The sequence below is a fragment of the Mumia quercus genome, from assembly GCF_025506335.1.
Taxonomy (GTDB): Bacteria; Actinomycetota; Actinomycetes; order Propionibacteriales; family Nocardioidaceae; genus Mumia; species Mumia quercus.
In genome coordinates, this window is the sequence record NZ_JANZYO010000001.1 from 1 (window position 1) to 25,173 (window position 25,173).

Annotated in this window: 20 protein-coding genes; 12 read left to right on the forward strand and 8 right to left on the reverse strand. The window is 69.3% G+C overall.

Translation table 11 applies throughout. From position 1 onward, the window contains the following. Nucleotides 1–684 precede the first annotated feature (684 nt). On the reverse strand, nucleotides 685–3,258 hold the full coding sequence (locus tag NYZ95_RS00005; protein ID WP_262847492.1) for a tetratricopeptide repeat protein: 2,574 nt from the start codon (nucleotides 3,256–3,258) through the stop codon (nucleotides 685–687). Nucleotides 3,259–3,665: 407 nt separating this feature from the next. Here NYZ95_RS00005 and NYZ95_RS00010 point away from each other — a divergent pair, with 407 nt between their 5' ends. The 3 genes from NYZ95_RS00010 to NYZ95_RS00020 all read left to right on the forward strand — a co-directional run bounded on the left by NYZ95_RS00010 (nucleotide 3,666) and on the right by NYZ95_RS00020 (nucleotide 10,485). Beyond that, complete coding sequence (locus tag NYZ95_RS00010) at nucleotides 3,666–9,872, forward strand: choice-of-anchor D domain-containing protein (protein ID WP_262847494.1); 6,207 nt, start codon at nucleotides 3,666–3,668, stop codon at nucleotides 9,870–9,872. 63 nt (nucleotides 9,873–9,935) lie between these two features. Next, nucleotides 9,936–10,217, forward strand: a complete 282-nt coding sequence (locus tag NYZ95_RS00015; RefSeq protein ID WP_262847496.1) for a type II toxin-antitoxin system Phd/YefM family antitoxin — start codon at nucleotides 9,936–9,938, stop codon at nucleotides 10,215–10,217. 13 nt (nucleotides 10,218–10,230) lie between these two features. After that, nucleotides 10,231–10,485 (forward strand): type II toxin-antitoxin system RelE family toxin, encoded by a 255-nt coding sequence (locus NYZ95_RS00020; RefSeq protein WP_262848648.1) that lies wholly within the window; start codon nucleotides 10,231–10,233, stop codon nucleotides 10,483–10,485. Between the two features lie 6 nt (nucleotides 10,486–10,491). Here the strand turns inward: NYZ95_RS00020 and NYZ95_RS00025 are convergent, their stop codons facing one another. Further along, nucleotides 10,492–11,322: an SDR family oxidoreductase gene (locus NYZ95_RS00025; protein ID WP_262847498.1), complete on the reverse strand. Its 831-nt coding sequence runs from the start codon at nucleotides 11,320–11,322 to the stop codon at nucleotides 10,492–10,494. Between the two features lie 77 nt (nucleotides 11,323–11,399). On the opposite strand from NYZ95_RS00025, the gene NYZ95_RS19800 reads away from it, so the two are divergent. Together NYZ95_RS19800 and NYZ95_RS00040 are read left to right on the forward strand one after the other, a co-directional pair. Next, nucleotides 11,400–13,949 (forward strand): helix-turn-helix transcriptional regulator, encoded by a 2,550-nt coding sequence (locus tag NYZ95_RS19800; protein ID WP_279307185.1) that lies wholly within the window; start codon nucleotides 11,400–11,402, stop codon nucleotides 13,947–13,949. 65 nt (nucleotides 13,950–14,014) lie between these two features. Next, nucleotides 14,015–14,467 carry a cupin domain-containing protein gene (locus NYZ95_RS00040; protein WP_262847500.1) on the forward strand — a complete coding sequence of 151 codons (453 nt, stop codon included), beginning with the start codon at nucleotides 14,015–14,017 and terminating at the stop codon, nucleotides 14,465–14,467. Here the strand turns inward: NYZ95_RS00040 and NYZ95_RS00045 are convergent. After that, nucleotides 14,464–15,132, reverse strand: a complete 669-nt coding sequence (locus NYZ95_RS00045; protein ID WP_262847502.1) for an NADPH-dependent F420 reductase — start codon at nucleotides 15,130–15,132, stop codon at nucleotides 14,464–14,466. The two genes, NYZ95_RS00040 and NYZ95_RS00045, sit on opposite strands and share 4 nt — an antisense overlap. Beyond that, complete coding sequence (locus NYZ95_RS00050) at nucleotides 15,129–15,731, reverse strand: TetR/AcrR family transcriptional regulator (RefSeq protein ID WP_262847504.1); 603 nt, start codon at nucleotides 15,729–15,731, stop codon at nucleotides 15,129–15,131. Before NYZ95_RS00050 ends, NYZ95_RS00045 begins: the two co-directional genes overlap by 4 nt. Before the next feature lie 97 nt (nucleotides 15,732–15,828). On the opposite strand from NYZ95_RS00050, the gene NYZ95_RS00055 reads away from it, so the two are divergent. The 4 genes from NYZ95_RS00055 to NYZ95_RS00070 all read left to right on the forward strand — a co-directional run bounded on the left by NYZ95_RS00055 (nucleotide 15,829) and on the right by NYZ95_RS00070 (nucleotide 19,290). After that, nucleotides 15,829–16,575 carry an SDR family oxidoreductase gene (locus NYZ95_RS00055; RefSeq protein ID WP_262847506.1) on the forward strand — a complete coding sequence of 249 codons (747 nt, stop codon included), beginning with the start codon at nucleotides 15,829–15,831 and terminating at the stop codon, nucleotides 16,573–16,575. A 91-nt stretch (nucleotides 16,576–16,666) separates the two neighbouring features. After that, nucleotides 16,667–17,473, forward strand: a complete 807-nt coding sequence (locus NYZ95_RS00060; protein ID WP_262847507.1) for a helix-turn-helix domain-containing protein — start codon at nucleotides 16,667–16,669, stop codon at nucleotides 17,471–17,473. Beyond that, the gene (locus NYZ95_RS00065) at nucleotides 17,470–18,180 is read left to right on the forward strand and encodes a hypothetical protein (RefSeq protein ID WP_262847509.1); all 711 of its coding nucleotides are present in this window, start codon (nucleotides 17,470–17,472) and stop codon (nucleotides 18,178–18,180) included. Before NYZ95_RS00060 ends, NYZ95_RS00065 begins: the two co-directional genes overlap by 4 nt. A 117-nt stretch (nucleotides 18,181–18,297) precedes the next feature. Beyond that, nucleotides 18,298–19,290, forward strand: a complete 993-nt coding sequence (locus tag NYZ95_RS00070) for an IS481 family transposase (RefSeq protein WP_262847511.1) — start codon at nucleotides 18,298–18,300, stop codon at nucleotides 19,288–19,290. 10 nt (nucleotides 19,291–19,300) lie between these two features. Here NYZ95_RS00070 and NYZ95_RS20230 read toward each other — a convergent pair whose 3' ends face one another. Then, a complete protein-coding gene (locus tag NYZ95_RS20230; RefSeq protein ID WP_262847513.1) occupies nucleotides 19,301–19,876 on the reverse strand; it encodes an Ltp family lipoprotein in 576 nt (191 codons plus the stop codon). 87 nt (nucleotides 19,877–19,963) lie between these two features. Here NYZ95_RS20230 and NYZ95_RS00080 point away from each other — a divergent pair, with 87 nt between their 5' ends. Then, the gene (locus tag NYZ95_RS00080; RefSeq protein ID WP_262847514.1) at nucleotides 19,964–20,335 is read left to right on the forward strand and encodes a PH domain-containing protein; all 372 of its coding nucleotides are present in this window, start codon (nucleotides 19,964–19,966) and stop codon (nucleotides 20,333–20,335) included. On the opposite strand, the gene NYZ95_RS00085 is transcribed toward NYZ95_RS00080, so the two are convergent. The 3 genes from NYZ95_RS00085 to NYZ95_RS00095 are packed head-to-tail and all read right to left on the reverse strand — an operon-like array spanning nucleotide 20,332 to nucleotide 21,811. Then, nucleotides 20,332–20,901, reverse strand: a complete 570-nt coding sequence (locus NYZ95_RS00085) for a GNAT family N-acetyltransferase (protein ID WP_262847515.1) — start codon at nucleotides 20,899–20,901, stop codon at nucleotides 20,332–20,334. The genes NYZ95_RS00080 and NYZ95_RS00085 overlap by 4 nt on opposite strands. 13 nt (nucleotides 20,902–20,914) lie before the next feature. After that, nucleotides 20,915–21,433: a hypothetical protein gene (locus NYZ95_RS00090; protein ID WP_262847517.1), complete on the reverse strand. Its 519-nt coding sequence runs from the start codon at nucleotides 21,431–21,433 to the stop codon at nucleotides 20,915–20,917. 27 nt (nucleotides 21,434–21,460) lie between these two features. Then, on the reverse strand, nucleotides 21,461–21,811 hold the full coding sequence (locus NYZ95_RS00095; protein WP_262847519.1) for a putative quinol monooxygenase: 351 nt from the start codon (nucleotides 21,809–21,811) through the stop codon (nucleotides 21,461–21,463). A gap of 228 nt (nucleotides 21,812–22,039) precedes the next feature. On the opposite strand from NYZ95_RS00095, the gene NYZ95_RS00100 reads away from it, so the two are divergent. Together NYZ95_RS00100 and NYZ95_RS00105 are read left to right on the forward strand one after the other, a co-directional pair. Continuing rightward, nucleotides 22,040–23,305, forward strand: a complete 1,266-nt coding sequence (locus NYZ95_RS00100) for an exo-beta-N-acetylmuramidase NamZ family protein (RefSeq protein ID WP_262848649.1) — start codon at nucleotides 22,040–22,042, stop codon at nucleotides 23,303–23,305. A 13-nt stretch (nucleotides 23,306–23,318) separates the two neighbouring features. After that, nucleotides 23,319–25,079, forward strand: a complete 1,761-nt coding sequence (locus tag NYZ95_RS00105; protein ID WP_262847521.1) for a serine hydrolase domain-containing protein — start codon at nucleotides 23,319–23,321, stop codon at nucleotides 25,077–25,079. Nucleotides 25,080–25,173: the final 94 nt, after the last annotated feature.

Genomic DNA, 25,173 nt, shown 5'->3' on the forward strand with positions numbered 1-25,173 from the left:
GACCCTTCGAGTACTGCGACGACCTCACACCCGTCGAAGCCGAGGCCGCTCACTACGCTCACCACCAGACCCCGACAACGGTCGGAGTCTCAAACTAGAAAGTCTCCGGACACGCCGGGGTGGTTCATACCGAGAGCGGTAGCGATCACGACCGTTCGAGCACCGTCGTCGTCGCCGCTCACCTTGAGGACCTCGTAGCCGGGCAGGTTGAACAATACCGACACAGCCGAAGAGGCGGCGCCATCCGTAGGCTAAGACACGCTCGTGGTCCCTGTTCTGGATAGATGCCTGAGAACACCCACCCTGCCGCAGGGCCACCAGCGCCTACATCAGGACCGCATCACGCAGAGAGTCGAAGAGTCGGTGTACGGGTCGATAGGACCGGGTTCGGCGGTGCTTGGCCAGCTGGCCGCAGGCGCCGCTGTCGGTGCGCACCGCCTTGGCGGTGATTCCACGCGCGGCGAAGAACCCTCGGACCTCCGGGGCGGACCTGGGCGCGTGGTTGCTCCGCTCTTCACTGCAGAGGCTTCGTCTCAGTCCTGCCGAACCTCGTCCCCAATTGACTTGGTCGACCAGCCAGCAGATGGTTCGCGCAGGCCAGCGCTCCTCACCACGTCTAGGAACAGCGAAGAACCACGGCACCCATCGGTCTCAAAATGGGCACCATTCCGATGCGACTAGTCATCAAGCCTCTGCCTCCCGAACTAGGCGGTCGTGCAAGCTAGCGCAATGCCCGTTGGTCTCGTCGATGGCTAGGCCCGCGTTGACCCAGGCGGTAGCCGCTTCGACGTCCTGAAGGTTCATGCAGAGCCAGGCGAGCCGCGACAGATCCGTGGCGTCGGCTTCAGCGGACCTTGACTCCATCAGTCGTCGAAGCCGCTGACACATCAGTCGGCGCTCGTCGGCGTCCAGGGAGATCTCGCGACGGGAGATTAGGCCATTGAGTCGCGCAGCAGCGCTGCTCAGATCCTCGAAGTCAGAGTCGAGTAACTCGGCAAGCTGGAGACGAGCGTGCATCTCACCCAACGGGTCACCGACCCTTCGGTAGAGAGCGACCAGAGATCGCCACGCGCCACCGTCTTGGGGCGCTGATTCGAGGTATCGATTGATTGAAGCAAGCGCTTCCTGGGTGGCGCCCGTCTCCTGCTGCAGGCGGGCAAGATTGAGCCATGCTGGCGCGTATCCGGATGCGATGTACTCAAGGACTGCGATCTCTTGGTCGACATCTCCACCATCAGCTTGGCGCTTCGCAACGGCTCGAGTAAGGCGGTCAAGCCGCGGGGCGAGACCGAGGGCAACGTCAGCTGCTCTGACCGGCCCAAAGTGACGAACGAGTTCCAGGTCGGCATCAATCGCGACCTTGAGCGGGGACGTCACCAGTTTGCGCTTACCGAAGAGGGCCGCAGCCAATGGAACCGAGACGAAGGGGGTCTGCCCCTCCGAATCCTCGACGACCTCGACGAGTGAAGCACGCTCGAGTTCTGCGATGGAGCCGTCAACGTCGAGTCGCTCGTTCCCAGGCCGGAGAAGTACAGCCTCGAGTCCCAGCCTCGGAACATATGATCTCCAACTGCATAGCGTGAGAAACACCCGCTGTCCCGCCAGTGACAACGAAGAAAAAGAACGGTCGAAGAGGGCGTCGAGTAGTGCATCCTTCGTAGCGACGACGCTTTTTAGGGATACCTTCCGATTTCCGCGAGCGCTTTCACCGAGGAGAACCTTAGTTATGTACGGATGTCCGTCGGACTCCTCGTACAGCTGGTCTTCGTAGGCCTCCGAAACGAGCTCGAGGACTCCCAAGCTGGAGGCAGTCTCCCTGACCAGAGCGTGATACTCGTCGCGAGCCATGCCCGCGACGCCGATGGGGTAATCGGCTTTGAAGTCCCGGGTTCGAGTGGTGATCAGGACCTTGTTCGGCAATCGGATCGCGTTATTGAAGTACTCGTACAGGCTCACCTGTTCTCGGATGGTCTCAAAATTGTCGAAAACGAACAGAAATGGCCCGTCGGGCGCCTGGCCTGCGAGACAATCCGTGAAGTATTGCAGAGCCCCCGCGTTGTTTAGCTTCTCCTTCGGTCGCATGAGTCCAGCGAACTCTTTGGCAACATCCTCGGTCGAGAGGATGTCGGCACGGACGACCTTTGGTCCGTCCTGAAGTAGATCGATGTCCCGTGCGCTGAACCACACAACTGCGAAGAACTCCTGCGTGTTCGAGAGTTCGTGGAGAACCTCGAGGGCGAGTGATGTCTTTCCTACCCCACCCCTGCCTTGCAGCGTGATGACAGGATTTCGTTCATCAATCAGCACGGCCCTAAGATCGTTTTCAAGAACAGGTCGCGGCACGTAGCCCTCGCGCTTGGGTGGCATATTGGAGAAGACCTGGCCCACGACATCGAGGTCGGGTTGCGCGGTGGTTTCGCTCCGGGGCCGCGCCTCGATCGGCATTGCCCACGCGGCACCATCCTCGCCCCGGGTCTCATCCGTGATGTACGAGATCGCCTCAAAGCGCTGCTTTCGGTAGTTGCCGTTCGGCAGGAAGAAATCGCTCAGGTCGGCGTCAGTACGAACCAACGCGACGGGTCGCGGTTCCGGAAGTGCGATGTAGACGCCGTCGTGAAACGAATGGCCGGCTTCTCGCGCTAGGTAGGAGAAGGTTTCGCGGCTGCCGCCGAAACAACTGACGCGGTACTTCCCAGACAACGTCTGCGAGAGATGCACCCAGTCCCGCGCAAAGGTCGGTGCTCCTTCGATGAGTGAATCCAGCGAATCTGCTAGGGCTGGACAGACCCTCGAAAGGGTGCCGGCCTTCGGAGCTCCATGGCCACGCGTCCTATTGCGTAGCCATGCAAACCTTCGCCCCCACTGACGAAACGATGTCTTCTGTCTCGTTGTCATGGGGATATCCGCGTCGAGGTAATGGCAGGCCTCGTTGAGCCGATCTACCGCTCGCCTCTGCCAACTGTCGTTCCCCGTGCCGACGTTCATGCTCAGCTCCCGCTGGGTCTCCCGCGCGGCGGGGTTGAGGAGTTGGCTCGGTGGTCCCGCGAGAACCTCCTCGAGCACCTCCGCCCACTCGCCGATTCCATCAGCGCGGACGAGTCTGCATTCAAGGGCATACCGATTGTGGTCTCGGTCGTCGTCGACTGCGGCAACCAGATCAGCAACGACGATTTTCAAAAGCATCTCTCCCATGTAGAGGAGATCAAAGAAGTACGACGTGTCGGACTCGTCCCGCGCCAGGCGGGTGCGCTCCCTCATTCTTTCGACTGGAACTAATGGAAGGCGAACCTGCTCTTCACTCAATGCTGAGCCTTCCTCTCGGAACTCTTCTTCATGCTCGCCGCCCAACCGTCGTCGGCCCGTACACACTCTGCCACCTGCCAAATCTGATCACGTGCGAACCTGACAATTTCTTCGGGTCCACTGCCTTCGGCGTAATCTCGGGCGCCCGGTTGACACAGGTGGCTCCGCCGTCGGCAGACAGTCAAGCTAGGGACGTATCAAGCACGCCCGTAACGACTGGTGGGGCAAGCGTCCCCGCTCCTCGCAAACTTGCACCCCGCTGAACCCCCGCGCTCGTACGGTCGTCCAACGCCCGGCCTCTCGGAACGGCCCGGGATGACCAATCCGCGCTCGGCGGATCGCACACACGGGGGAACACCAGGATGCTTAGCGCTGCGCGCACGGCTGCGCTCATGCTCGCCACCACGACGGCTGTCGCCGGAACACTCGCGGCCACGGCACCGGCCGCCGCGGCGAGCCCGTACGTCGTGACGTCCGCCGCCGACTACACCGACGCGACACCGGGCGACGGCCAGTGCCGTACGAGCGCAGCGACCGGCGCGGTCTGCACGTTGCGCGCCGCGATCCAGGAGGCCAACGCGGGCGGCGGCGCGGACACGATCCGCTTCGCCATCGGCTCCGGCCCGGTCACGATCTCGCCGACGTCCGAGCTCCCGCTGATTACCGAGCCGGTGACGATCGACGGCTTCACCCAGCCCGGCGCCGGGACCACCCCGATCGTCCACCTCGCTGGCGACACCGTCGGCGTGAACGGCGACGGCCTGCGTCTCGCAGCCGGCACGAGCTCGGTCTCCGGCCTTGTCTTCTCCAAGTTCGACGTCGCGATCTTCATCTCCGGCCCGGGCGGCAACCTCGTCACCGGCAACTACATCGGGATTGCCACGGACGGCACGACCGCGCGCGGCAACTCGTACGGGATCGTCATCGACAAGTCGCCCGACAACGTCATCGGCACCTCCGCCAGCCGCAACGTGATCTCCGGCAACGCCAAGGCAGGCATCACGGTCACCGGAGCGGCGGCGAAGGACAACGAGATCGCCGGCAACCGCATCGGCACCAACGCCACCGGGACCGCCACCGTCGCGAATCTCCTCGGCATCACCGTCCTCGACGGCGCCCTCGACACCCGCATCGGCGGCACCACCGACGCCGACGGGAACCTCCTCTCGGGCAACGTCAGTCACGGCGTCGAGGTCGCCCAAGCGGCGAAGGGCACCGTCGTCTCCCGCAACCGCATCGGCACCGACGCCGCCGGCACCGCCGCATTGCCGAACCGCATGCAAGGCGTCGTCGCCATCAGCGCCGCCAAGACGACCCTCCACGCCAACGTCATCTCCGGGAACGGCGAGACCGGCGTGTGGGCGTACGGCATCGCGGGCTCCGACGCCCACGAGATCACCGACAACCTCGTCGGGACGAACGCAGCCGGCACGGCAGCCCTCGGCAACACCTCCGACGGGATCCGCCTGTCGGGGCCGACCGACTTCAGCACCCCCGCCGCGTTCGCGAAGATCACCGGCAACACCGTCTCCGGCAACGGGCGCGACGGCATCCGTACGGCCGACAGTGGCCGAAACGACATCAGCACCAACACCATCGGCCTCGCCAAGGGCGGCGGCGCCACCCGGATCGCCAACAAGGGCGTCGGCATCCTCCTCTCCCACGACAAGCGGTCGTCGGTGCGCCACAACGTCGTCTCCGGCAACGACGGCGGCGGCATCTTCGCCGTCGGGGGCCACGCGGGCGAGCCGCTCGAGCTCCTCAGCAACAAGGTCGGCACCGACGGCACCGGCGTGTGGGCCGTCCCGAACAAGGTCGGCGGCATCAAGCTCACCGCCGAGCCGTCAGCGCCGACCGCCGGCGCGTACGGGGATGTCCGCAGCAACCTCGTCTCCGGCAACGATGGCGACGGCATCGTGGTCGCGCACGGCGTCGCGGCGAGCACCGTTACGGACAACACCGTCGGCGCGAATCTCGCCAGGACCGGCGCCCTCCGCAACCAGGGGGTCGGCATCTGGGTCGAGAAGGGCAGCGGTCACGTCGTCGGCACCCCGGGCCACGGCAACGTGGTGGTCGCCAACAGCAACGGCATCCTTGTACGCGGTGCGTCGGGCGTCTCTGTCGCGGCCAACACCGTCGGTGTCCTCCCCGGCGGAGGCAACGCCCCCAATCGCAACCAGGGCATCAAGGTCGACGGGGGCGCGACGCAGGTGACGATCGGCTTCAAGCCCGCCGATGCGATTCCCGCCGGCAGCTGTACCGGAGCCTGCAACACGGTCAGCGCCAACGCGGGAGCCGGCATCGGCGTCGACGGCGCGGCCACCAGTGGCATCACGATCCGCGGCAACGTGATCGACAAGAACACCGGCATTCCGATCGACCTCGGTGCGAGCGACCCGACCCCTAACGACGCCAAGGACGCCGACACCGGTCCCAACGGCCTGCTCAACTTCCCGGTCGGTGTCTCTGCGTCGTACGACAAGGTCCAGACGAAGACGTTCGTCACCGGTGTCCTCGCGACACCCGACCCGAAGGGCACGGTCGTCGACGTCTACAAGGCGGCGGGCCCTGGGCCGGTCAGCGGATTCGGCGCGGCGAAGGAGTGGGTCGGCACGGCGACCCTCCACCCGACCGCCACCGGCGGGCACTTCGTCCTCGAGCTGCCCGGCGACCAGACGAGGAACGCCACCTACTCGGCGACCGCGACCGGTGCCGACGGCTCGACCTCTGAGGTGTCGATGGTCTGCCTGGACACCGACGGCGACGGGACGCTGGACGACGACGGCGACGCCATCTGCGACAGCTGGGAGCGGGACGGTATCGACTACGACGGGGACCGCACCATCGACCTTCCGCTCAACGCAGCGCCGTACGGGGCCGACCCGACCAAGCCCGATGTGTACGTGGACGTCGACTACATGGAGGGCTCGCTGCACAGCGACCGCCCGTCCGCACTGGCGCTGGAGCGGGTCATCAAGGCGTACGAGTTCGCGCCGAACGGCGGCATCAACCTCCACCTCTCGCCCGGGTCCGCCGGTCGCGTCGACGATGCGGTCGAGCACAGCGGTGACATCTTGGTGATGGCGCGCGGCTCGGGCGACGAGGACGACTACTGGGACCTCAAGGACGGCAAGCCGGGTGACCTCTGCGACGGGGCGTTCGGTACCAAGGCCGACCGGTCGGGACCGCGCTGCCACGCGGTGCTCGGGGCGAAGCGGCTGATCTACCGGTACGCGCTGTTCACCCACCGCTTCGACGAGGCCCCCAAGACCTCCGGCGTCGCGGACCTCGGCGGTCAGGACGTCCTCATCAGCCTCGGCAGCTGGGACGACGACGATGTCATCCGGACCGGCGGCACGCTCAGCCGCTGCGTCACCGTCGAGCACTGCAAGAGCGAGATCGAGGCCGGCACCTTCATGCACGAGCTCGGCCACGCGATGGGGCTAAACCACGGCGGCGCGGACGGCGTCCACAACAAGCCGAACTACCTGAGCGTCATGAACTACACGTTCCAGTTCCTCGCCTCGACGCCCACCCGCCCGCTCGACTACTCGCGGTGGAAGCTCCCGACGCTGCACGAGAACAACCTCGACGAGGTCGCCGGGATCGCCGCGAACGAGTCGGCCGCGACGAAGGCCGAGATCACGAAGCGTTGGTCCGCCACCGCGTTCAGCTGGTACGACGCCGTGCAGGGCGAGTGCGTCTGGCGCAGCGGGTCGCCGGTCTGGGCCATCGACTGGAACCAGGTCGGCGGCGCGGCGCAGACCGGTGTCCGGGCCGGCATCGCCGCCGACGGGCGCGGCGGCACCGCGTGCCAGACGATCCGGCCGATCGCGCTGGAGGGGCACGACGACTGGGCGAACATCCGGTACGACCTGCGCAGCTCGGGCGGATACCGGACCGAGGGCGTGTCCGCGCAGGGCGCCGCGCGTGCCGGCGCCGAGCGGGCGGGGCAGGACGTCGAGGACGCTACGGCGCTGTCGACGCTCTCGGACAGCGACGACGACGGCGTCCCCAACGCGGCAGACGTGTGTGTCCTCAAGGCCGACCCTGCGCAGAAGGACGAGGACGCCGACGGCATCGGGGACGCGTGCGTCGACGACATCACCGACCGCGACGTGTCGCTGACGGTCACGGCGCCGACCGAGGAGCCGCCGGTCGGGTCGCCGGCGACGGTGCGGGTGTCCGCGTCGAACTCCTTCCCGCTCGCGGCGACGGATCTCGAGATCGCGGTACGGGTGCCCGAGGGCCTCACGCCCGTGTCCGCGACGCCCAGCCACGGGTCGTACGACCAGAGCTCGGGCACGTGGACCCTCCCGTCGCTGGCGAAACGCTCGTCCGCCACGCTCGACCTGGCGGTGCGCGCGACGCGGGCCGAGGTGGACCTCGACGTCGAGGCCGAGGTGGTCGCGGCCGGCGAGGACGACCGCGACTCGGTGCCCGACAACGCGGATCCGCTCGAGGACGACCTTGCGTCGGCGGCCGTACGGGCGAAGCTCGTCTACACGCTCGAGGCGTTGCCGAAGGACGTCATCGGCGCGGTCCGCGACGGCGCGACGATGGCGACGCTGCACCGCGACAGCGCGGGCACGAAGCGGATCACGCTCGAGCACGCAGGCCGTACGACGACGCTGCCGATGGCGTCGGACAACCTCAACCTCCAGGCCGTCAACGCGCACGGCGACGTCGTGTACTGGATCGGTGACGTGTCGTACGTGTGGCGTGGCGGCACGTCGGTGCGGCTGCCGGACAACTTCGTCGCCTCGGGGATCAACGACGCGGGCACGGTCGTCGGCCGGTCGTACAACAAGGCCGCGACGTGGGTCGACGGCACCGTCACGCACCTCGCGGACCTCGACCCGACCCATCCGGGAGCCGGCGGCGTCGCGACCGCGATCAACGACGACGGGTTGATCGTCGGCTACTCGATCTCGCGGTTCGGTCGGGAGAACGCGGTCCGGTGGGTCGACGGCGTGATCGACTCGATGGGCATGCCCGCGGGCGACGCGTCGCTGGCCCTCGGCGTCGGTTCCACCGGTGCGGTCGCCGGTCAGCTGATGTCCCGCCCGCTGCGCATGGTGGGCAACGCCCGCACGACGATCGAGGAGAGCCCGGGACGGGCGGAGTCGGTGAACGCGTACGGCGACTTCGTCGGGCGGACGCAGGATCTGCGGGCCTTCCTGCATACGAACGGCAAGGCCCGGAGCCTGGAGTCGCTGCTCGCGCCCGGACAGGACTGGGGGCTGCTGCACGACGCGACGGACATCGCGGACGACGGGGCGATCGTCGGGTCGGGCGTGTATCGCGGGGAGCCGCGCCTGTTCGTCGCGCGGCCGGGTGTGGGTGCGCGCGCGGCGCGGCTCACGGCAGATCCGGGCAGCGTCGACGTCGGCGTGGTCCGGGTGGGGACGAGCTCCGGTGCGCAGGCGGTGACGCTGACGAACGGATCGCCGGGCCCGGTCGAGGTCGAGGCGCCGCGCCTCGAGGGCGCAGATGCGGCGGACTTCGAGGCCGACCCCGGGACGCTGCCCCGTACGCTCGCGGCCGGCGAGTCCGCCGAGGTGTCGGTGAGGTTCGCGCCGACGGCGGCCGGCTCGCGTACGGCGACGCTCGTGGTGCCGGCGTCGAGCGGGGACGTGACGGTGCCGCTGCGCGGTGAGGGGATAGTGCCCGACGACGCCGCGCCGGTGGTCCGGTGCGCGACGGCGCCGGGGACATGGTCCCGGACCGACGTGTCGATCGCGTGCACGGCAACCGACGCTGGCAGCGGGCTGGCGAACGCCGCGGACGGGACATTCGTGCTGAAGACGTCCGTGGCCGCGGGGACGGCGAGCGCGAACGCGGCGACCGGTACGCGGCGCGTCTGCGACAAGGCCGGCAACTGCGCCACGGCCGGACCCGTACGCGGGGTGCGCGTCGACAAGCGGGCGCCTTCCGCGAAGGCCGCGCGCGGTGCTGCGGTGACGCTCGACGGCAAGGCCGTCGTACGGGTGTCGGGCACGGACATCGGGTCCGGCGTGGCGTCGTACGACACCCGCGTCCGTACGGTCGCCCGCTCGGGAGCGACGTCCGGATGGTCCGTGCCGAAGGGCTGGCAGGCGTCGCGGACGACGACGCTCACACGTGCCGTGGCGGCGGGGACGACGGCGTGCTTCTCAACGCGGTCGCGTGACCGGGCAGGCAATGTTTCCGGGTGGAGCCCTGCGGTGTGCACGAGTGCTCCGTACGACGACCGTGCGCTCAAGGCCTCGGCCGGATGGAAGCGGACGAAGGGCGCGGCGTACCTGCAGCGCACGATCTCCACGAGCACTCGCAAGGGCGCGACGCTGAGGAGCGCCGCGACTCGTGGTGGGGCGATCGCGCTTGTCGTCACGCGGTGCAAGGGCTGCGGCAGCGTCGACGTGCTCGTCGGGTCGCGGCGCGTTGCGCGGGTGAGCCTCCGCTCGACGGCGACGCGTCACCGCCAGGTCGTCGTGCTCCCGCGGCGGGCGTTCGCGGGGCCGATCACGCTCAAGGTGGTGACGAAGCGGAAGCCGGTCCGCATCGACGGGGTGGCCGTCCTGCCATGAGCGGCGGCTGCACCGAAGGAAACGGACCTTTATTCGGATCTCTTTTCGACGTACGATGGCGCCATGCCGACAATCCCGCTGACGGAGGCCAAGACACGCCTCAACGAGCTCGTCGACGAGGCCGTGTCGACGCACGAACGCGTGACGATCACCAAGCATGGCCGCCCGGCTGTGGTGCTCATCAGCGTCGATGACCTTGAGGCGATCGAGGAGACGCTCTACTGGCAGGCACAGCCGGGCGTGCGTGACGACCTCGAGACGAGTCGCGAGGAAGCAGCGGCCGATGAGCTGTGGGACGAGGAAGCGGTGCGCGAGCGGTACGGCGTGAACCGCGGTGACCGCTGACCGCTCGTGGTCGGTGAAGTTGTCCGGATCGGCGATCCGGGACATGGACCGACTACCTCCCCGGGTTGTGCCGGCGGTGATCGAGTTTCTCTTCGGACCGTTGGCGAACGAGCCTCGACGCGTGGGCAAGCCGCTGCGCGATGACTTCGATGGCGAGTGGAGCGCGCGACGCGGCAGCTATCGCGTGCTCTACCGCATCGAGGATGATCTCGACCGCATCATCGTCACCCGGCTCGCGCACCGTGCTGACGTCTACCGACCGCGCTGAGCCCGCTTAGCCTCCAAGCCCTCGGCCCCACACAGCGTCGAGGCCACGCGCTGGCAGCACTGCCTTCATCGCCACGATCGCTCGCGCATCTCCGCCGACGAGCGTCCGTGTGCGCATCCGCCGCCGGCTCAGCTCGCGCTCGACGACCGCCGCAACCTGGTCAGGCGGCTTCGCGTTCTTGCGGATCTTCGCGACCAGCTCCCGCTCGCCGGCGAAGTGCGCCGCGTACAGGTCCCGATACTCCGCGCCGAGCCCCGCCTCGAGCCCGTCGAGGACCTGATCCATCTCGTGCCACGGTTCGGTGTCGATGACGCCCGGCTCGATCAGCCCGACCTGCACGCCGAACGGACACAGCTCGACGCGCAGGCAGTCCGCCACCGCCTCGACGGCGTACTTCGATGCGTTGTACATCCCCGTGAACGGGAACGACACCCGCCCGTTGATCGACGAGAGGAACACGATCCGCCCGCGCGCCGCCCGCAGCCGCGGCAGCATCGCCCGCATCACCGCCAGCGGCCCGATCAGGTTCACGTCGAACTGGCGGTGCATAGCCTCCCGCGACAGCGTCTCCACCGGCCCGGCGACGGCGATGCCGGCGTTGTTGACCAACGCGTCGAGTCGCTCAGGGAGATCGCGGTCGAGCGCCGCCACGTGCTCGGGCACGGTGACGTCGAGCTCGACCGGCGTGATCCGGTCGGACTCCGCGGCGAGCTCCTTCGCGGCAAGGTCGGTGCGGACGCCGCCGTACACCTGCCAGCCCGAGCCGGCCAGGCGTACGGCGGTGGCGCGGCCGATGCCGCGACCGGCACCGGTGACGAGGACGGTACGAGTGCTCATCCATCGACGTTCGCGCGGACCGGCCCAGGCGGTGCAAGTAGTCCGGTACTCGAATCGCGCGTCGCTAGCCTGATGACATGGAGCGGCTGTGGCCGCTGACCGGTCGGGACGAGGAGCTGCGCAGGATCGCGGCGGCGATCCGGCCTGGTAGGGCGGGGATCGTGGTGGCGGGCCCGGCGGGGATGGGCAAGACCCGGCTCGCCCGTGAGGCGCTGGCCGGTCCGCGGGGTCGTGGCGCCACGGTTCTGTGGGCTCATGGCAGCGCCGCCGCCCGGCCGTACCCGCTGGGGGCGTTCGCTGGTGTCCTCGACATCCCGGCAGGTGACGCCGCCGAGACCATCGGCCGCGCGCTCGAACAGCTCGCTCAGCGACAGCCGCTGGTGCTGGCCGTCGACGACGCGCACCTGCTCGACGAGCACTCCGCGATCGTGCTGCACCGCCTGGTCGTACGACGGCTGGCCCCGGTCGTCGTCACCCTCCGGACCGGGGAGCCCGCCCCCGACACGGTGACGTCCCTGTGGAAGGACGACCATCTCCCACGCCTCGACCTGACACCGCTCGACGTCTCTGAGACCACCGGCCTGGTCGCCCGCGTGCTCGGTGGGCCGGTCGACTCGGCATCCGCCCAGCGGTTGTGGGCGTTGACCCAGGGCAGCCCGCTGTTCCTCCGGCATCTGTTGGCCGGGGAGGTGGCGGCGGGACGGTTCGCCCCGACGACGGGGATCTGGCGGTGGACCCGCGAGCTCGCGATCTCTCCCGAGCTCACCGACCTCCTCGAACGCGAGATCGGCGCCCTGCCGGCGGGCGTACAGGACGTCGTCGACATGGTCGCGCTGGCCGAGCCCGTGACCGTGCCGACGCTGTGCACGCTGACCTCGCCTGCGGATGTCGAGCGGGCCGAGGGGCGCGGACTCGTACGCACCAACGGACTCATCGCCAGGCTCGCGCACCCCCTGTACGGGGAGGTCCGCCGTGCCGTGATGGGAACGCTGCGCGCGCGCCGCCTTCGGGGCCAGGTCGCGCGGACGCTCGACGCGTCACCCGATCCGATCCCGCGCGCCGTCCTCACCCTCGACTCGGACCTGTCGCCAGACCCGGCGCTGTTCCTGCAGGCCGCGGAGGCGGCGACGCGGATGTACGACCTGCCGCTGGCCGAGCGGTTGGCCCGCGCTGCCGCCGCGACGGGCGACCCGCTCGCTCGGCTCGTCCACGCCGGGGCGCTGTCCTGGCTCAGCCGCGGCGACGAGGCCGAAGCGATCCTCGCCGACCTCGCCGCGAGCGCGCCGGACGAGGGGACGCGTGCCATGGCACAGCTGCACCGCACGGGCAACCTGCTGTGGACCATGGCGAGTCCTGACAAGGCCCGCGAGGCGCTGGCCGCAGCCGAAGCGACCGGCGCGGCTCCGCTCTACGTCGGCGCGATGTCACTCGCCCTCGCGGCCGCGGTCGGTGAGATCGAGCCGGTCCTCGCACGCGGCCCAGCGCTGCTGCGTACGGAGCTGCCCGACGACCTGGCCCGCATCCTCGTCGGGTCTGCCGTGTCCGCGGCGGCGGCCGTCACCGGCGACCGCGCGCTGCTCGACGAGGCCGCAGCGGTCGGCGGGCTCACGGCCGACCGCGTGCCCACGGGCATCCCCGGATTCGGGCTGGCCGATCTGCAGGTCCTCGGGCACCGCCTCGCCGGGACGCCCGACGTTGCCGAGGACCAGGCGCGCCGGATGCAGGCCGCGTCGGCGGACCTTCCCGGACCCGCGCGGCTGATGGGGCTGGTCGTCGCGGGGCACGCGGCGCTCGCCGCCGGTCGCGTCGGTGATGCGCTGGTCGCGCTGCGGGAGGCGTGGGCGGGGCTGGCGGAGTCGGGTCACGAGTTCCGGTTCCGGTGTCGTACGTTGCTGGCTGCCGCGCTCGGCCAGGCGGGCCTCGCCGAGGAAGCGGCGCCGCTGTGCGCCGAGATCGCCGCCGGGCAGCACCCCGCGTACCGGCTCCTCCTCTCCGACGACCTCCTGGCGCGCGCCTGGGGAGCGGCGGCCGCGGGGGCGACGACGGAGGCGGTCGGTCACGCCGTCGCTGCGGCCGACCTCGCCCGGGAGGCGGGCGAACCCGCGTACGAGGCGCTGGCGTGGCAAACCGCGGTCCAGCTCGGCGACGCGACGGCGGCAGCGCCCCGCCTCGCAGCGTTGGCCGGGCTCAGTCCTCGGGCGACGACGGCGTGCGCCCACGCGCAGGCCCTGGCCGACGGAGACGGCGCCGAGCTACTGGACGTGGCCGACGCGTGGGCCCGGCTCGGCGATCTCGTCGCGGCCGGGGACGCGGCGGCTCAGGCTGCGGAGCAGCATCGCCAGCACGGCCGGCAGGGCTCGGCGCTGTCTGCGGCGGCCGTCGCCGAGAAGCTGGCCCGCCGCTCCGGAGCTCGTACGCCGGCGCTCGCGGTCGCCGCCCGCCCCTTGCCGCTGACTGCGCGCGAGCGGGAGATCGCCGCGTTGGCTGCCCGCGGCCTGTCGAACAAGGAGATCGCCGAGCGGCTGACCCTGTCCGTACGGACGGTGGAGGGTCACCTCTATCGCGCCGGGCAGAAGCTCGGCGTCTCCGACCGGGCCGCGATGGCGGACATCCTCGGAGTCGAGTAACCGACTACTCGCTCCCACGCTGCGTGACCGCCCGACGCTGGGCGTACGAAGGCAGAGGAGGAGCCATGAGTACGGTGCACATCCCGCCCGGAGAGGGGCGGCACTATCCGATGATCGACGGCGACCACGTCGCGAAGGTCGCCGTACGCGACGACTGCGGGGCGTTCGAGGTGTTCGAGGTCGTCGCGCCGGCCGCGCCGATGGCGCCGCCGCACGTCTCGCCGTGGACGGGCGTGCTGTTCCTGCTCGAAGGGCGGGTCACCGCGATCGTCGACGGCACCTCGTACGAGGTGGAGCCTGGCGGGGTGGTCGTCTTCCCGGCGGGGACGCCGAGCACGTTCGGGGTGGTCGGGGAGTCGGCGCGGTTCGTGGCGATCACGTCGGGTGACGGGGCGGGGAAGTTCTTCGCGGATTTCTCGCAGTCGGTGCCAGCGGGTCAGCCGGTGGAGGAGTCGATGGCGGCGATCCTGTCCGTGACACAGCGGCACGGAGTGGCGGTGGCGGAGCCCCAGCGCTAAGGCCGGGGGATGCCGTGCTTCGCTGCGGCGAGGTTGGCGGCCAGCTCCTCGCGGGTCTGGTGGGCGTGCGCGTTCCAGGCGGGCTGGCCGGGACCGCTGCGCCACGACTCGCTCAGCGGACTGTTGTCGACGGTGTCGAACCCGAACTCGTCGTACAACCGCGTCACCACCTCCACCGCCTCAGGGAAGTCGCTCGACACGGACAGCGCGTGCCGCCTCGGCGTACCTGCCGGGCTCGCCGACAAGAACAGCCTCGGCGCCTGGATGTGTGTGAACGCCTTGGCGACCTTCGAGTGCGGGAGGTGCTCCTGGCGCAGCTCGTGCTCGGTCTTCTCGCCCGAGTCGACCATCGGGTAGTGCCCGTCGCGCCACGCCATGTAGTTGTTCGTGTCGAGCACGATCTTCCCGGCCAGCTCGTCGACGGGCAGATTGTTGTCGAGCGTCAGCGGCGCGGCCACGACGACGATGTCTCCGGCGGCAGCAGCAGCGGCCGCAGTCGCCGCGCGGGCGCCCGGCCCGAGCTCGTCGATCAGCGCGGTCAGCGTCTCGGGGCCGCGCGAGTTGGCGAGGACGACGTCGTACCCGACCTTCAGTGCTGCCCGCGCGATCTGGCTCCCGACCTCGCCGGCGCCGATGATGCCGATCGTCTTGACGACCGTGCTCATGCGTCGGCCTCCCCCGCGGCGCGCCCGATCAGGTGCAGGACGGCGTCCTTCGCGAGGCGGAGCTCATCGTCGCCGATCCCGGACTTGTGGAGGAACTCGATGCCCTGCATCACCGCGATCAACGCGCGCGCGGTCTGGTCCGCATCGAGGTCGCCGTCGATCTCGCCACGCTCCTGCGCCGCGGTGATCTGTCGGGAGAACAGCGCAAGAGTCCCCTCGTACGCCTGGCAGGCGCGGGTGCGTACCTCCTCGTCCTGAGCGCTCAAGGCAGCGGTGCTGTTGGCCATCAGGCAGCCCTGCTGCGGCAGGTCGAGGCGACCGCCGTCCTCGAACGTCACAGCCGCCTTGAGCCCGTGCCACGGACTCGAGTCGGTCGCCACGGCGGACTCGAGGCCGGCCGCCTGGCGTGTGCCGTACTCGTCGAGGACCCGCAGGAAGAGGTCGTGCTTGCTCCCGAACGCCCCGTACAGGCTCTGCGTCTTCAACCCTGTCGCCTCGGTCAGGTCCTGCACCGAGGTGCCGGCGTAGCCGTCGCGCCAGAAGGCATCCCGGGCGGCTTCGAGGACGTCCTGCTCGTCGAACTTCCGTGGCCTGGGCATGGGCTGAGCGTACGGGTTATTGATCGAGCACTCAAATATGACTCCGCGCTCCCATGGTGGTTTCTTGATCATCCACTCAATAACTGGAAGGACCCCCATGACGACACGACCGCTCGAGGCCAAGACCGCACTGGTGACCGGCGGATCGCGAGGAGTCGGCGCCGGCATCGTCGCGCGCCTCGCGGCCGACGGGGCGAGGGTGGCGTTCACCTACGCCAACGCCAAGGAGCGCGCCGAGGGCGTCGCAGATGGCGTCACCGCGGCCGGCGGGACGGCGCTCGCGATCCACGCCGACAGCCGGTGCGAGCAGGACGTCGAGTCGGCCGTCGCGCGGACCGTCGAGCAGTTCGGCGGGCTCGACATCCTGGTCAACAACGCGGCGGTCGGCAGCTTCGGCCCGATCACCGAGCTGGCCATGGCCGACATCGACGCGATGCTCACCATCAACGTCCGTTCCGCGGTCGTCGCGATCCGCGAGTCGCTCGCGCACCTGGGCGACGGCGGCCGCATCGTCAACATCGGCAGCATCAACGCCGACCGCACACCGTTCCCAGGTCAGTCGGTCTATGCGCTGACCAAGGGCGCGTTGGCGAGCCTGACCCGCGGCCTCGCGCGCGAGCTGGCGCCGCGCGGGATCACCATCAACAACATCCAGCCAGGCCCGAGCGACACCGACGCCAACCCGGCTGATGGCCCGCTCGCCGGGCACATGCTGGAGGTCATGGCGAGCGACCGGTTCGGTACGACGGCCGAGATCGGCGCCCTCGTGTCGTACCTCGCCGGCCCGGAGGCGGCGTTCATCAACGGTGCGAGCCTCGACATCGACGGCGGCTTCGCCGCGTGACCGAGCCCTTGGCGGGAGGGGCGGGGGACCTCCGCCAGGCCTGGGGAGAACGTATTTCCATAATGCTTGCGAAATCGCTAGCATTATGGGCATGAGCAAGTTGTCGGTTCCGCAAGCGGCCAAGCGGCTGGGCGTCACCTCGGCGCGCGTCCGTCAGCGCGTCGATGACGGCTCCCTGGTGGCGGAGAAGATCGGCGGTCGCTGGTTGGTCGACCTCGATGCATCGCACGCCGAGCCTCCGCAGCGCGGTCGCCCCGTCTCGCCACTGTCTGTGTGGTGGTCGCTCGAGTGTGCCGAGGCGGCGAGGGTGGGTGCCCGCCTCCGGGATGGGGAGTCGCTCCTCGACCGCATGCGTGACGCAGAGCTCGAGCTCGTCGACAGTGACTCCTCCGAGGTTGCAGCAGAGGCGATGAGGCTCGGGCGGTCTACCCGCGGCCGGGCGGTGCGTCGACTTGCAGGCGCGCTTGAGGGACGAGATCACAAAGCGCTCTTGTCGTGGTTGCGCGGTCGCGCGGCGCGGGTCGCGTACGTGGCCTCGCCCGCCGACCTGCCCGCTCTCCGGGCGGACATCAGACTCGTCCTCTCGGGAGTCTCGCACGGCCGCTCGGGAGTCGAGGACCCGCGCATCGTCGAGGCGTACGTCGGTGCAGCGGACGTCGACGGCCTCGTCGGCGACTACTGGCTCGACAAGCCTGTGGTCGACGAACGACCCAACGTCGTTCTTCATGTCGCGCCGGTCCGTCCGCCCCGCGCGGACGCCCTGCTGCTCGCCGCCGACCTCGCCGAGCACGGTGGGCCGCGCGAGCGCCAGCGCGCCCGTGAGCTCCTCGACGAGGCCATCGACGCGCTCCTTTCTGGCGTCCCGGACGATCCGGCGGCAGATGAGGTGGTCGCATGATCGTGCTTCCGGAGATGGGTGATGCCCAGGTGCAGGCGTGGCACGCGTTGCTCGACCTGCACGAACGGCACTCCGACGGTTGGACCTTGATCGGTGGGCAGATGGTCCACCTCTACTGTGCCGAGCGCGAGTACGAGCCGTCGCGGCCGACAACTGATGCGGACGCCGTCGTCAACGTTCGAGAGCCTGGCCTGCTGGGTGCGGTGACGGCGACTCTGGTCGCCATGGGTTTCGCCGCGGAGCCGAGCGCCGATGGCGTCCAGCATCGTTGGGTTCGCGACGCGGCCGTCCTGGACGTACTCATTCCCGAGGGCGCAGGCGAGCGATCCGCGTCACGGAAGAGTGCGAGCGGATTCCCGACCGTGCCGGCGCCAGGCGGGACGCAGGCGCTCGCGAGGAGCGAGGCGGTCGAGGTGCAGGTGGCCGGTCGGGTCGGTGCTGTTCGGCGGCCGGTGCTGCTCAGCGCCATGATCCTGAAGGCTGCAGCGCGACTCGAGACGAACGGGGCTGCGCGGGAGCGTCACTGTCTCGACTTCGCTGCGCTCGCCGCCATGATGGCCGCCCAGGACACGACCGCGTTCGTTCTCCAGCGGAAGGACAAGAAGCGCCTGCGCGCGATGATCGCCCTGACTCGCGCGTCGACCCAGGCGATGGAGCAGAACCCAGCGGCAGCTCGTCGCCTCGACCGTCTTGAAACGCTGCTCTAGGTGTGATGTCCGGGGAGGTTGTCCCGCTCGGCGTCGGTGAGTCTGCCTGACAGACGAAGGCCTCCGGTTGTGAAGTGGAGCTGTCTAGTTCAACCGCTTCACTGACCGGAGGCCCTCGTGTCCCACGCTAACGCTGTCTTGACCCCAATCACCCGCTTGCGTCTGGCTCGTCTCGTCGTCGACCACGACTGGACCTACGCAGCGGCAGCCAGGATGTTCATGGTCGCCCCCCGCACCGCGAAGAAGTGGGCCGACCGCTACCGGCTCGAAGGCCCGGCCGGGATGGTCGACCGCAGCTCGCGGCCACACACCAGCCCGACCAAGACCCACCCCCAGATCGTGCGTCAGATCGTTCGACTGCGATGGCGTCAGCGGCTCGGACCGGTCCAGATCGCCCGCCGACTCGGCATGCACGCCTCCACCGTCCACGCCGTCCTGGTCCGCTGTCGGATCAACCGACTCACCCACCTCGACCGTGTCACCGGCGAACCCCTGCGCCGCTACGAGCACCCACACCCCGGCTCACTGATCCACGTCGACGTCACCAAGTTCGCCAACATCCCCGACGGCGGCGGCCACCGGTTCGTCGGCCGCCAACAGGGCTACACCAACCAAGCAGCCACGCCCGGACTACCCCGAGGCAAGGACCACAAGCCACGCACCGGCACCGCGTTCCTGCACACCGTCATCGACGACCACTCCCGCGTCGCCTACGCCGAGATCTGCACCGACGAGAAAGCCGACACCGCCATCGGCGTCCTCCAGCGGGCCGTAGCGTGGTTCGCCGACCACGGCGTCACCATCGAACGCGTGCTGTCCGACAACGGCAGCTGCTACCGGTCCTACGCCTGGAGCGATGCCTGCAAACAGCTCGCCGTCGTCCACAAGCGCACCCGGCCCTACCGTCCACAGACCAACGGCAAGATCGAACGCTTCCACCGCACCCTGGCCGACGGCTGGGCCTACGCCCGCATGTACCAGTCAACAGCCGAGCGCAACGCCGTCCTCCCAGACTGGCTGCACTTCTACAATCACCACCGCGCCCACTCCGCCATCGGAGGCAAGCCCCCGATCACCCGACTGACCAACCTCCCCGGACATCACATCTAGGCGATCAGCGTCAGACCCCGACCTTGTCCGCGGCGTACTCGGCCTGGGCCTGGGTGAACGCGTCCCCGCTCGGTGCCGTGAGCTGCCGGATCAGGCTCTGGCGGTCGAAGCCGCCCTGCTCCATGTACCCCTCCGCGGCCTCGACAGCCTCGGCGTTCCAGTCGGCGTCGACGTGGTCTGCTGCGAACGTCGCGTCCGCCTCGCTGACGGTGCCGCCCTTCAAGGTGACGAGGTGGCGGATGAGGCCGGTCCGGGAGACGGCCGTCACGGCGACATAGTCCTCGGCAGCCTGGACGGCTTCCTTCTGGCTCTCGGTCCACGACTCCTCGTCGGACGCGGGTGACTCGGTCGCCCCTGGCGTCTCGATCGACTGGGACGTCCCCGGGTCCTTCGCGTTCTCCGCCTCGTCCTCCTTCTGCTCGTCGTCGCCGCCGATGCCGGCGAGCCACACGACGAGGACGATCCCGGCGAACAGGAGGACGACGAGGAAGGCGGCCCTCTTGTACCAAGGGCGCTTGGGCCCGGGGTCCTGGGCCAGCGGATCGCGGGCACTGTCCCTCGGCTCTGGTGGTGGTGCGTTCGACACGTACCCTCCTGACGTAGCCCTCTCGGCAACGTAAGCGAGAAGCAGACAAACCGCGCCCTGAGCGGCGCCGAGCTCAGGAGCACGTACGTGGAAGCCTCCGTCATCGCCAGCTGGACCCTCCAGAACGAGATCCCGATCCCGGAGGACGTGATGCCGCTGCTCACGCCCGGCGAGCAGCCGGTCGCGGCGTTCAAGACGTTCCGCGACAGCGCGGTGTTCACGTCGAAGCGGCTGATCGTGCGTGACGCGCAAGGGCTCACCGGCAAGAAGGTCGAGATCTACTCCCTGCCGTACAGCGCGATCAACATGTGGTCGTCCGAGAACGCGGGCCGCCTCGACTTCAGCTCCGAGATCGAGCTCTGGACGCGCGCCGGGCACATCAAGATCAAGCTCGCGAAGGGCGCGGACGTCCGGCGGATCGACAGCCTCATCGCGTGGGCGGTCCTCGGGAACGCCTAGCTCACGGCCTCGGCTGAGAGGCGGTCGAAGGGCGCGGCGAACCGGAACGTGCCGGTCGCGCCGGCGTACGAGGTCAGCCTCCGTACCTGGAAGGCGTCGCCCCACGCCGGATCTGGGGCGCTCACCCCGAGCGGGCGCGCAGGGACGAAGCCGAACCGCCGGTAGTACGCGGGGTCGCCGAGCAGTCCGACCAGCGGCTCGTCGAGCGCGTCGGCAGCGCCGAGCACGGCGTGCATGAGCGCGGTGCCGATCCCGGATCTCTGGTGGTTCGGCAGCACGCTCAGCGGCCCCACGCCGAGGGCCGGCTCGGCGTCCACGTACGCGCGCGTGGCGACGACGTGACCGGCCACGACGTCGTCCTCGACCGCGACCAGCGACAGCTGCGGCACCCAGCTGTCGTCGTCGCGCAGCCACGACACCAGCGTCGCCTCGCCCGGGTCACCGTTCGGCTCGACGGGCGGTGCGCTGTGCGGGGCCGTACGGAATGCCGCCGCCGTCACCGCCCGGATCGCGTCGATGTCGGCCGGGAGCTCGCGTCGGATCATCACGAGTGAACGGTCCGCCATGCGGGGTTGTTCGTCAACGCGATTTCGCGGCGGCCTTGAGGTCGTCGATCGCTTCCGCTGCCCGTGCGGTGCCGAGGTCGACGGGTTCGCTGCCTTTGGCAGCGACCAGGTCGAGAATGCCCTCAGCGTCCCTTCTCCCGGCGAAGACGTACTCCTGCCCTTCGACGAGCAAGCTGTCGCCCTGCATGAGGAAGAGACGCCTGCCGTCCTTCGAGATCCCGCCGTCGAGGCCGACTTCGGTGGTTCGGTCGGGCGCGCCCTTGATCGGATCAAGCACCTCGACGGAGTAGACGGTCACAGGGACGTCGTCGCGCTCGTAGGAGGTGCGTCCTTCGGTGATGACGCGCCCGACGAAGACCTCGTCCGAGAAGCTGACCAGTTCTTCGGGGTCGTGCGGATCGAGAACCTGGATCGCCCGGGTCCTCACAATCTCAGGGTCGCCGTCGTACGTGCCGCACGCGGTCGCCCCGAGGGCGAGCGAGAGAACTGCCAGCACGCCCGAGCGGAGCTTCGCTGCCTTCCCGCGCGTCACCCGGTGAATCTACTTCCTCCCAGAGGATCACCGCGAGATCCAGGGCTTGAACAGCTGGACGGGGCCGCCTTCGGCGAAGTTCGCGCGGAGGGCAGGGCTCGGGTCGCCGAGCAGCTCGCCGTGCACCGAGGCCGCGGTCGCGATCACCGGCTCCATCAGGTGGGCGAGGTTCTCCCCGTGCGCGAGGAGGGCGTCGGAGTCGCGGTAGCGCTCGATGACGATCGCCTCGCTCTCGTCGGCGTTGAAGGAGACGCTGTACTCGAGAGTGCCGGGTTCCTTCGCCCGGACGATCTCCATCGCCTGCTCCGACAGGCGCTTGAACTCCTCGACGTCGCCGCCGCGGAAGTCGAACCGTGCGATACCGATCAGCTCGCTCATGGTGGTGGATCCCTTCGTACGGGTGGGGTGCCTTCACCAGGGGAACGGAGCCGAAGCCGCCTTGTCGACATCGCGACGACATCGCGACCCTTGACCCCGCGACAAACCGCCTACTACGGTCACGCAGAAGCAGATGCTTTTCCGCCTGGCACCGCATGATGCAAAACGTTTCCTCATCACCCACCACTTCGGGGAGAAACCATGCGACGTAGGGAAGTTCTCGCAGGGATGTTGGGCGTGGCCGCCGTGCCGGTCCTCGGTGGGAGGCCCGCCGCGGCCGACCCCGGGGCGTACGGCAAGGGCCCGCAGGTCCGTACAGGCTTCGAAACACTGGCCGCGGCAGGGTTCGAGGAGCTGCGCGGCCAGCGCATCGGCATGATCTCCAACCCGACCGGCGTGCTGCGCGACCTCACCCACGAGGTCGACGTGCTCGCCGCGACCCCCGAGGTGAACATCGTCGCGGTGTTCGGGCCCGAGCACGGTTTCCGTGGCGTATCTCAGGCCGGCCAGGGTCAGCCGTTCTTCATCGACGCCAAGACCGGCCTCCCCGTCTACAACGCGTACAACGACGCCGCGCGGATGTCCGACCAGTTCGCCGAGGCGGGCATCGATACCGTGGTCTTCGACATCCAGGACGTCGGCGCCCGCTTCTACACCTACATCTGGACGATGTACCTCGCGATGGAGGCCGCGGCCGAGCTCGGCCTGCGCTTCGTCGTCCTCGACCGGCCCAACCCGATCACGGGCGTCGAGGCCGAAGGGCCGGTCCTCCACCCGGAGCACTCCACGTTCGTCGGGTTGAAGCCGATCGCCCAGCAGCACGGCATGACGGTCGGCGAGCTGGCGCAGCTGTTCAACGGCGAGTTCCTCCCCGAGGCGATCGGCAAGCAGGTCGACCTGACGGTCGTCCCGATGCGCAACTGGTTCCGTGACATGTGGTTCGAGGAGACCGGGCTCCCGTGGGTGCTCCCGTCGCCGAACATGCCGACCGTGGACACCGCCGTCGTCTATCCCGGCACCGCGCTGTTCGAGGCGACGGCCCTGTCCGAAGGCCGCGGGACGACCCGGCCGTTCGAGCTGATCGGCGCACCGGACATCGACCACCGCTGGGCCGAGGCGCTGAACGCCCGCAACCTGCCCGGCGTACGGTTCCGCGAGGCGTACTTCACCCCCACGATCTCCAAGCAGGCCAACAAGGTCTGCGGCGGCGTCCAGGTGTACGTCGAGGACCGCGACGCGTTCGACGCGATCCGCACCGGTCTCACGATGATCGTCACCCAGCGGCAGGAGTTCCCCCAGTACCGCTGGCGCAGCCAGGACGTCACCTCGTTCTGGCTCGACAAGCTCACCGGGACCAGCCGTGCGCGCCTGGTCATCGACGCCGGCGGGGACGTCGACGAGATCGTCGCCGGCTGGCAGGACGACCTCGCCGAGTTCCGGCGGACCCGCGACAAGTACCTCATCTACCGCCGCATGCGGGGTGGCAGGCACTAGGGGGAGGAGAGCCATGCGTCGTACGAGCTGGGGTGCCGCACTCGCGGGGATGGCCGTCGTCGGGGCGCTCGCCGTACCGGCAGAAGCCGTGGACTCGCCAGGCCACGAGACCGGACCGCCGACCGTCACGGGAGAGGACGTGAGATTCTCGCCCGACCGCACGCTCCGCGAGGGCTCCCCGCAGGACGCGGGCCTCCTGCCCGAGCACATCGCCCGGATCATGCCGGACCTCGCGAAGTACCTCGGCACCACGCCGGAGAACCCCACGTACCCGATGTACGCCGGTGCGGTCGCGCTCGTGGCCAAGGACGGGGTCGTGGTCGAGCACGGCGCGGTGGGCGACGCCGTACGGTACGCGCGTGCCGACGGCACCGAGCTGCCGGAGTCCGAGCAGATCCCGATGAGGGAGGACACGCTTTTCGACCTCGCCTCGGTGACGAAGCTGTTCACCGTCGTCGTGGTGCTCCAGCTCGTCGACCAGGGCGTCCTCGACCTGGACGCGCCTGCCGCGCAGTACCTGCCCGAGTTCGGCCAGGCCGGCAAGGAAGCCGTCACGATCCGGCACCTGCTGACGCACACCTCGGGCCTCCCGGCCTGGATCAACCTCTACTCCGCGTACCCGACGCCGGAGGCCCGCATCGCCGCCGTCTACGCGCGGCCGCTCGTGACTCCGCCGGGCGCGCAGTACGTTTACTCCGACCTCGGCCTGATCGTCCTCGGCAAGCTCGCCGAGCGGGTCACCGGCCAGCCTCTCGACGCGCTCGTCGCCGACCGCATCACCGAGCCGCTGGGGATGACCGACACGATGTTCAACCCGCCGGCGTCGCTGCTCCCGCGGATCGCTGCGACGGAGGACATGTCGTCGATCGGGCGCGGCATGGTCCACGGCGTGGTCCACGACGAGAACGCCTGGTCGCTCGGCGGCGTCGCCGGGCACGCCGGTCTGTTCTCGACTGCGCGGGACCTCGCCGTGTTCGGCCAGATGCTGCTCAACGGCGGGCAGTACGGCAAGCACGAGATCCTGTCCGACGAGATCATGCGCGAGGCGATCACCGACCAGAACGTCGGCATCCCGCCCGCGATCACGTCCCGCCGCGGGCTCGGGTTCGAGCTGCACCAGCCGTACTACATGGCGTCGCTCGACTCGCCCGTGACGTTCGGCCACACCGGCTTCACCGGCACGTCGCTGGTGATCGACCCGCTGTCGAAGTCGCTCGCGATCCTGCTCACCAACCGCGTCCACCCCAACCGGGCGTGGGGCTCGAACAACGGCGCGCGGCAGTCCGTCACCCGCAACCTCGGCCGCGCCATCCCGGTGAAGCCCGCCGTCGGTCGTACGGCGTGGTTCTCCGAGCGGCCCGACAACACCACGCACACGCTGACGGCGTCGCTCGCGCGACCGGCGAGCGAGTGGGCGCGGCTGGCGTTCCGGCTCTGGTACGACACGGAGGAGGACTACGACGTCGGGCGGCTCGAGGCCTCGACCGACGGGGGTACGACGTGGCAGCTGGTGCCGTTCGACCTCAAGGCGGATCGCCACCGGTGGACGAGCGACGGCACGTTCTCCGGGTTCTCGGGCCGTCAGTGGCTGAAGGCCGATGCGGCGCTGCCGCCGGGCGCGACCCATGTGCGCTGGAGCTACACCGGCCTGCGTACGACGCCGTCGCGCGGGAGGGGTGTGTACGTCGACGGGGTGCTGGCCGTGGACCGCCGCGGCCTGCTCCTCCGCGAGGGCGACTTCGTACCTGTGGGCTGGACGGAGTCCACGAACTGACTCGTCCGCTTGGGTGGTCCAGGTAGCCCGAGCCGCGCCTCCCCTGGGTGGTCGAGTAGTCCGAGCCGCTAGGCGAGGACGTATCGAGACCGGG

Bases quoted from the DNA above. Each gene is read 5' to 3' on its own strand.
- NYZ95_RS00005 (WP_262847492.1), bottom strand. From the start codon at position 3,258: ATGAGGGAGCGCACCCGCCTGGCGCGGGACGAGTCCGACACGTCGTAC.
- NYZ95_RS00010 (WP_262847494.1), top strand. From the start codon at position 3,666: ATGCTTAGCGCTGCGCGCACGGCTGCGCTCATGCTCGCCACCACGACG.
- NYZ95_RS00015 (WP_262847496.1), top strand. From the start codon at position 9,936: ATGCCGACAATCCCGCTGACGGAGGCCAAGACACGCCTCAACGAGCTC.
- NYZ95_RS00025 (WP_262847498.1), bottom strand. From the start codon at position 11,322: ATGAGCACTCGTACCGTCCTCGTCACCGGTGCCGGTCGCGGCATCGGC.
- NYZ95_RS19800 (WP_279307185.1), top strand. From the start codon at position 11,400: ATGGAGCGGCTGTGGCCGCTGACCGGTCGGGACGAGGAGCTGCGCAGG.
- NYZ95_RS00040 (WP_262847500.1), top strand. From the start codon at position 14,015: ATGAGTACGGTGCACATCCCGCCCGGAGAGGGGCGGCACTATCCGATG.
- NYZ95_RS00045 (WP_262847502.1), bottom strand. From the start codon at position 15,132: ATGAGCACGGTCGTCAAGACGATCGGCATCATCGGCGCCGGCGAGGTC.
- NYZ95_RS00050 (WP_262847504.1), bottom strand. From the start codon at position 15,731: ATGCCCAGGCCACGGAAGTTCGACGAGCAGGACGTCCTCGAAGCCGCC.
- NYZ95_RS00055 (WP_262847506.1), top strand. From the start codon at position 15,829: ATGACGACACGACCGCTCGAGGCCAAGACCGCACTGGTGACCGGCGGA.
- NYZ95_RS00060 (WP_262847507.1), top strand. From the start codon at position 16,667: ATGAGCAAGTTGTCGGTTCCGCAAGCGGCCAAGCGGCTGGGCGTCACC.
- NYZ95_RS00065 (WP_262847509.1), top strand. From the start codon at position 17,470: ATGATCGTGCTTCCGGAGATGGGTGATGCCCAGGTGCAGGCGTGGCAC.
- NYZ95_RS00085 (WP_262847515.1), bottom strand. From the start codon at position 20,901: ATGGCGGACCGTTCACTCGTGATGATCCGACGCGAGCTCCCGGCCGAC.
- NYZ95_RS00095 (WP_262847519.1), bottom strand. From the start codon at position 21,811: ATGAGCGAGCTGATCGGTATCGCACGGTTCGACTTCCGCGGCGGCGAC.
- NYZ95_RS00100 (WP_262848649.1), top strand. From the start codon at position 22,040: ATGTTGGGCGTGGCCGCCGTGCCGGTCCTCGGTGGGAGGCCCGCCGCG.
- NYZ95_RS00105 (WP_262847521.1), top strand. From the start codon at position 23,319: ATGCGTCGTACGAGCTGGGGTGCCGCACTCGCGGGGATGGCCGTCGTC.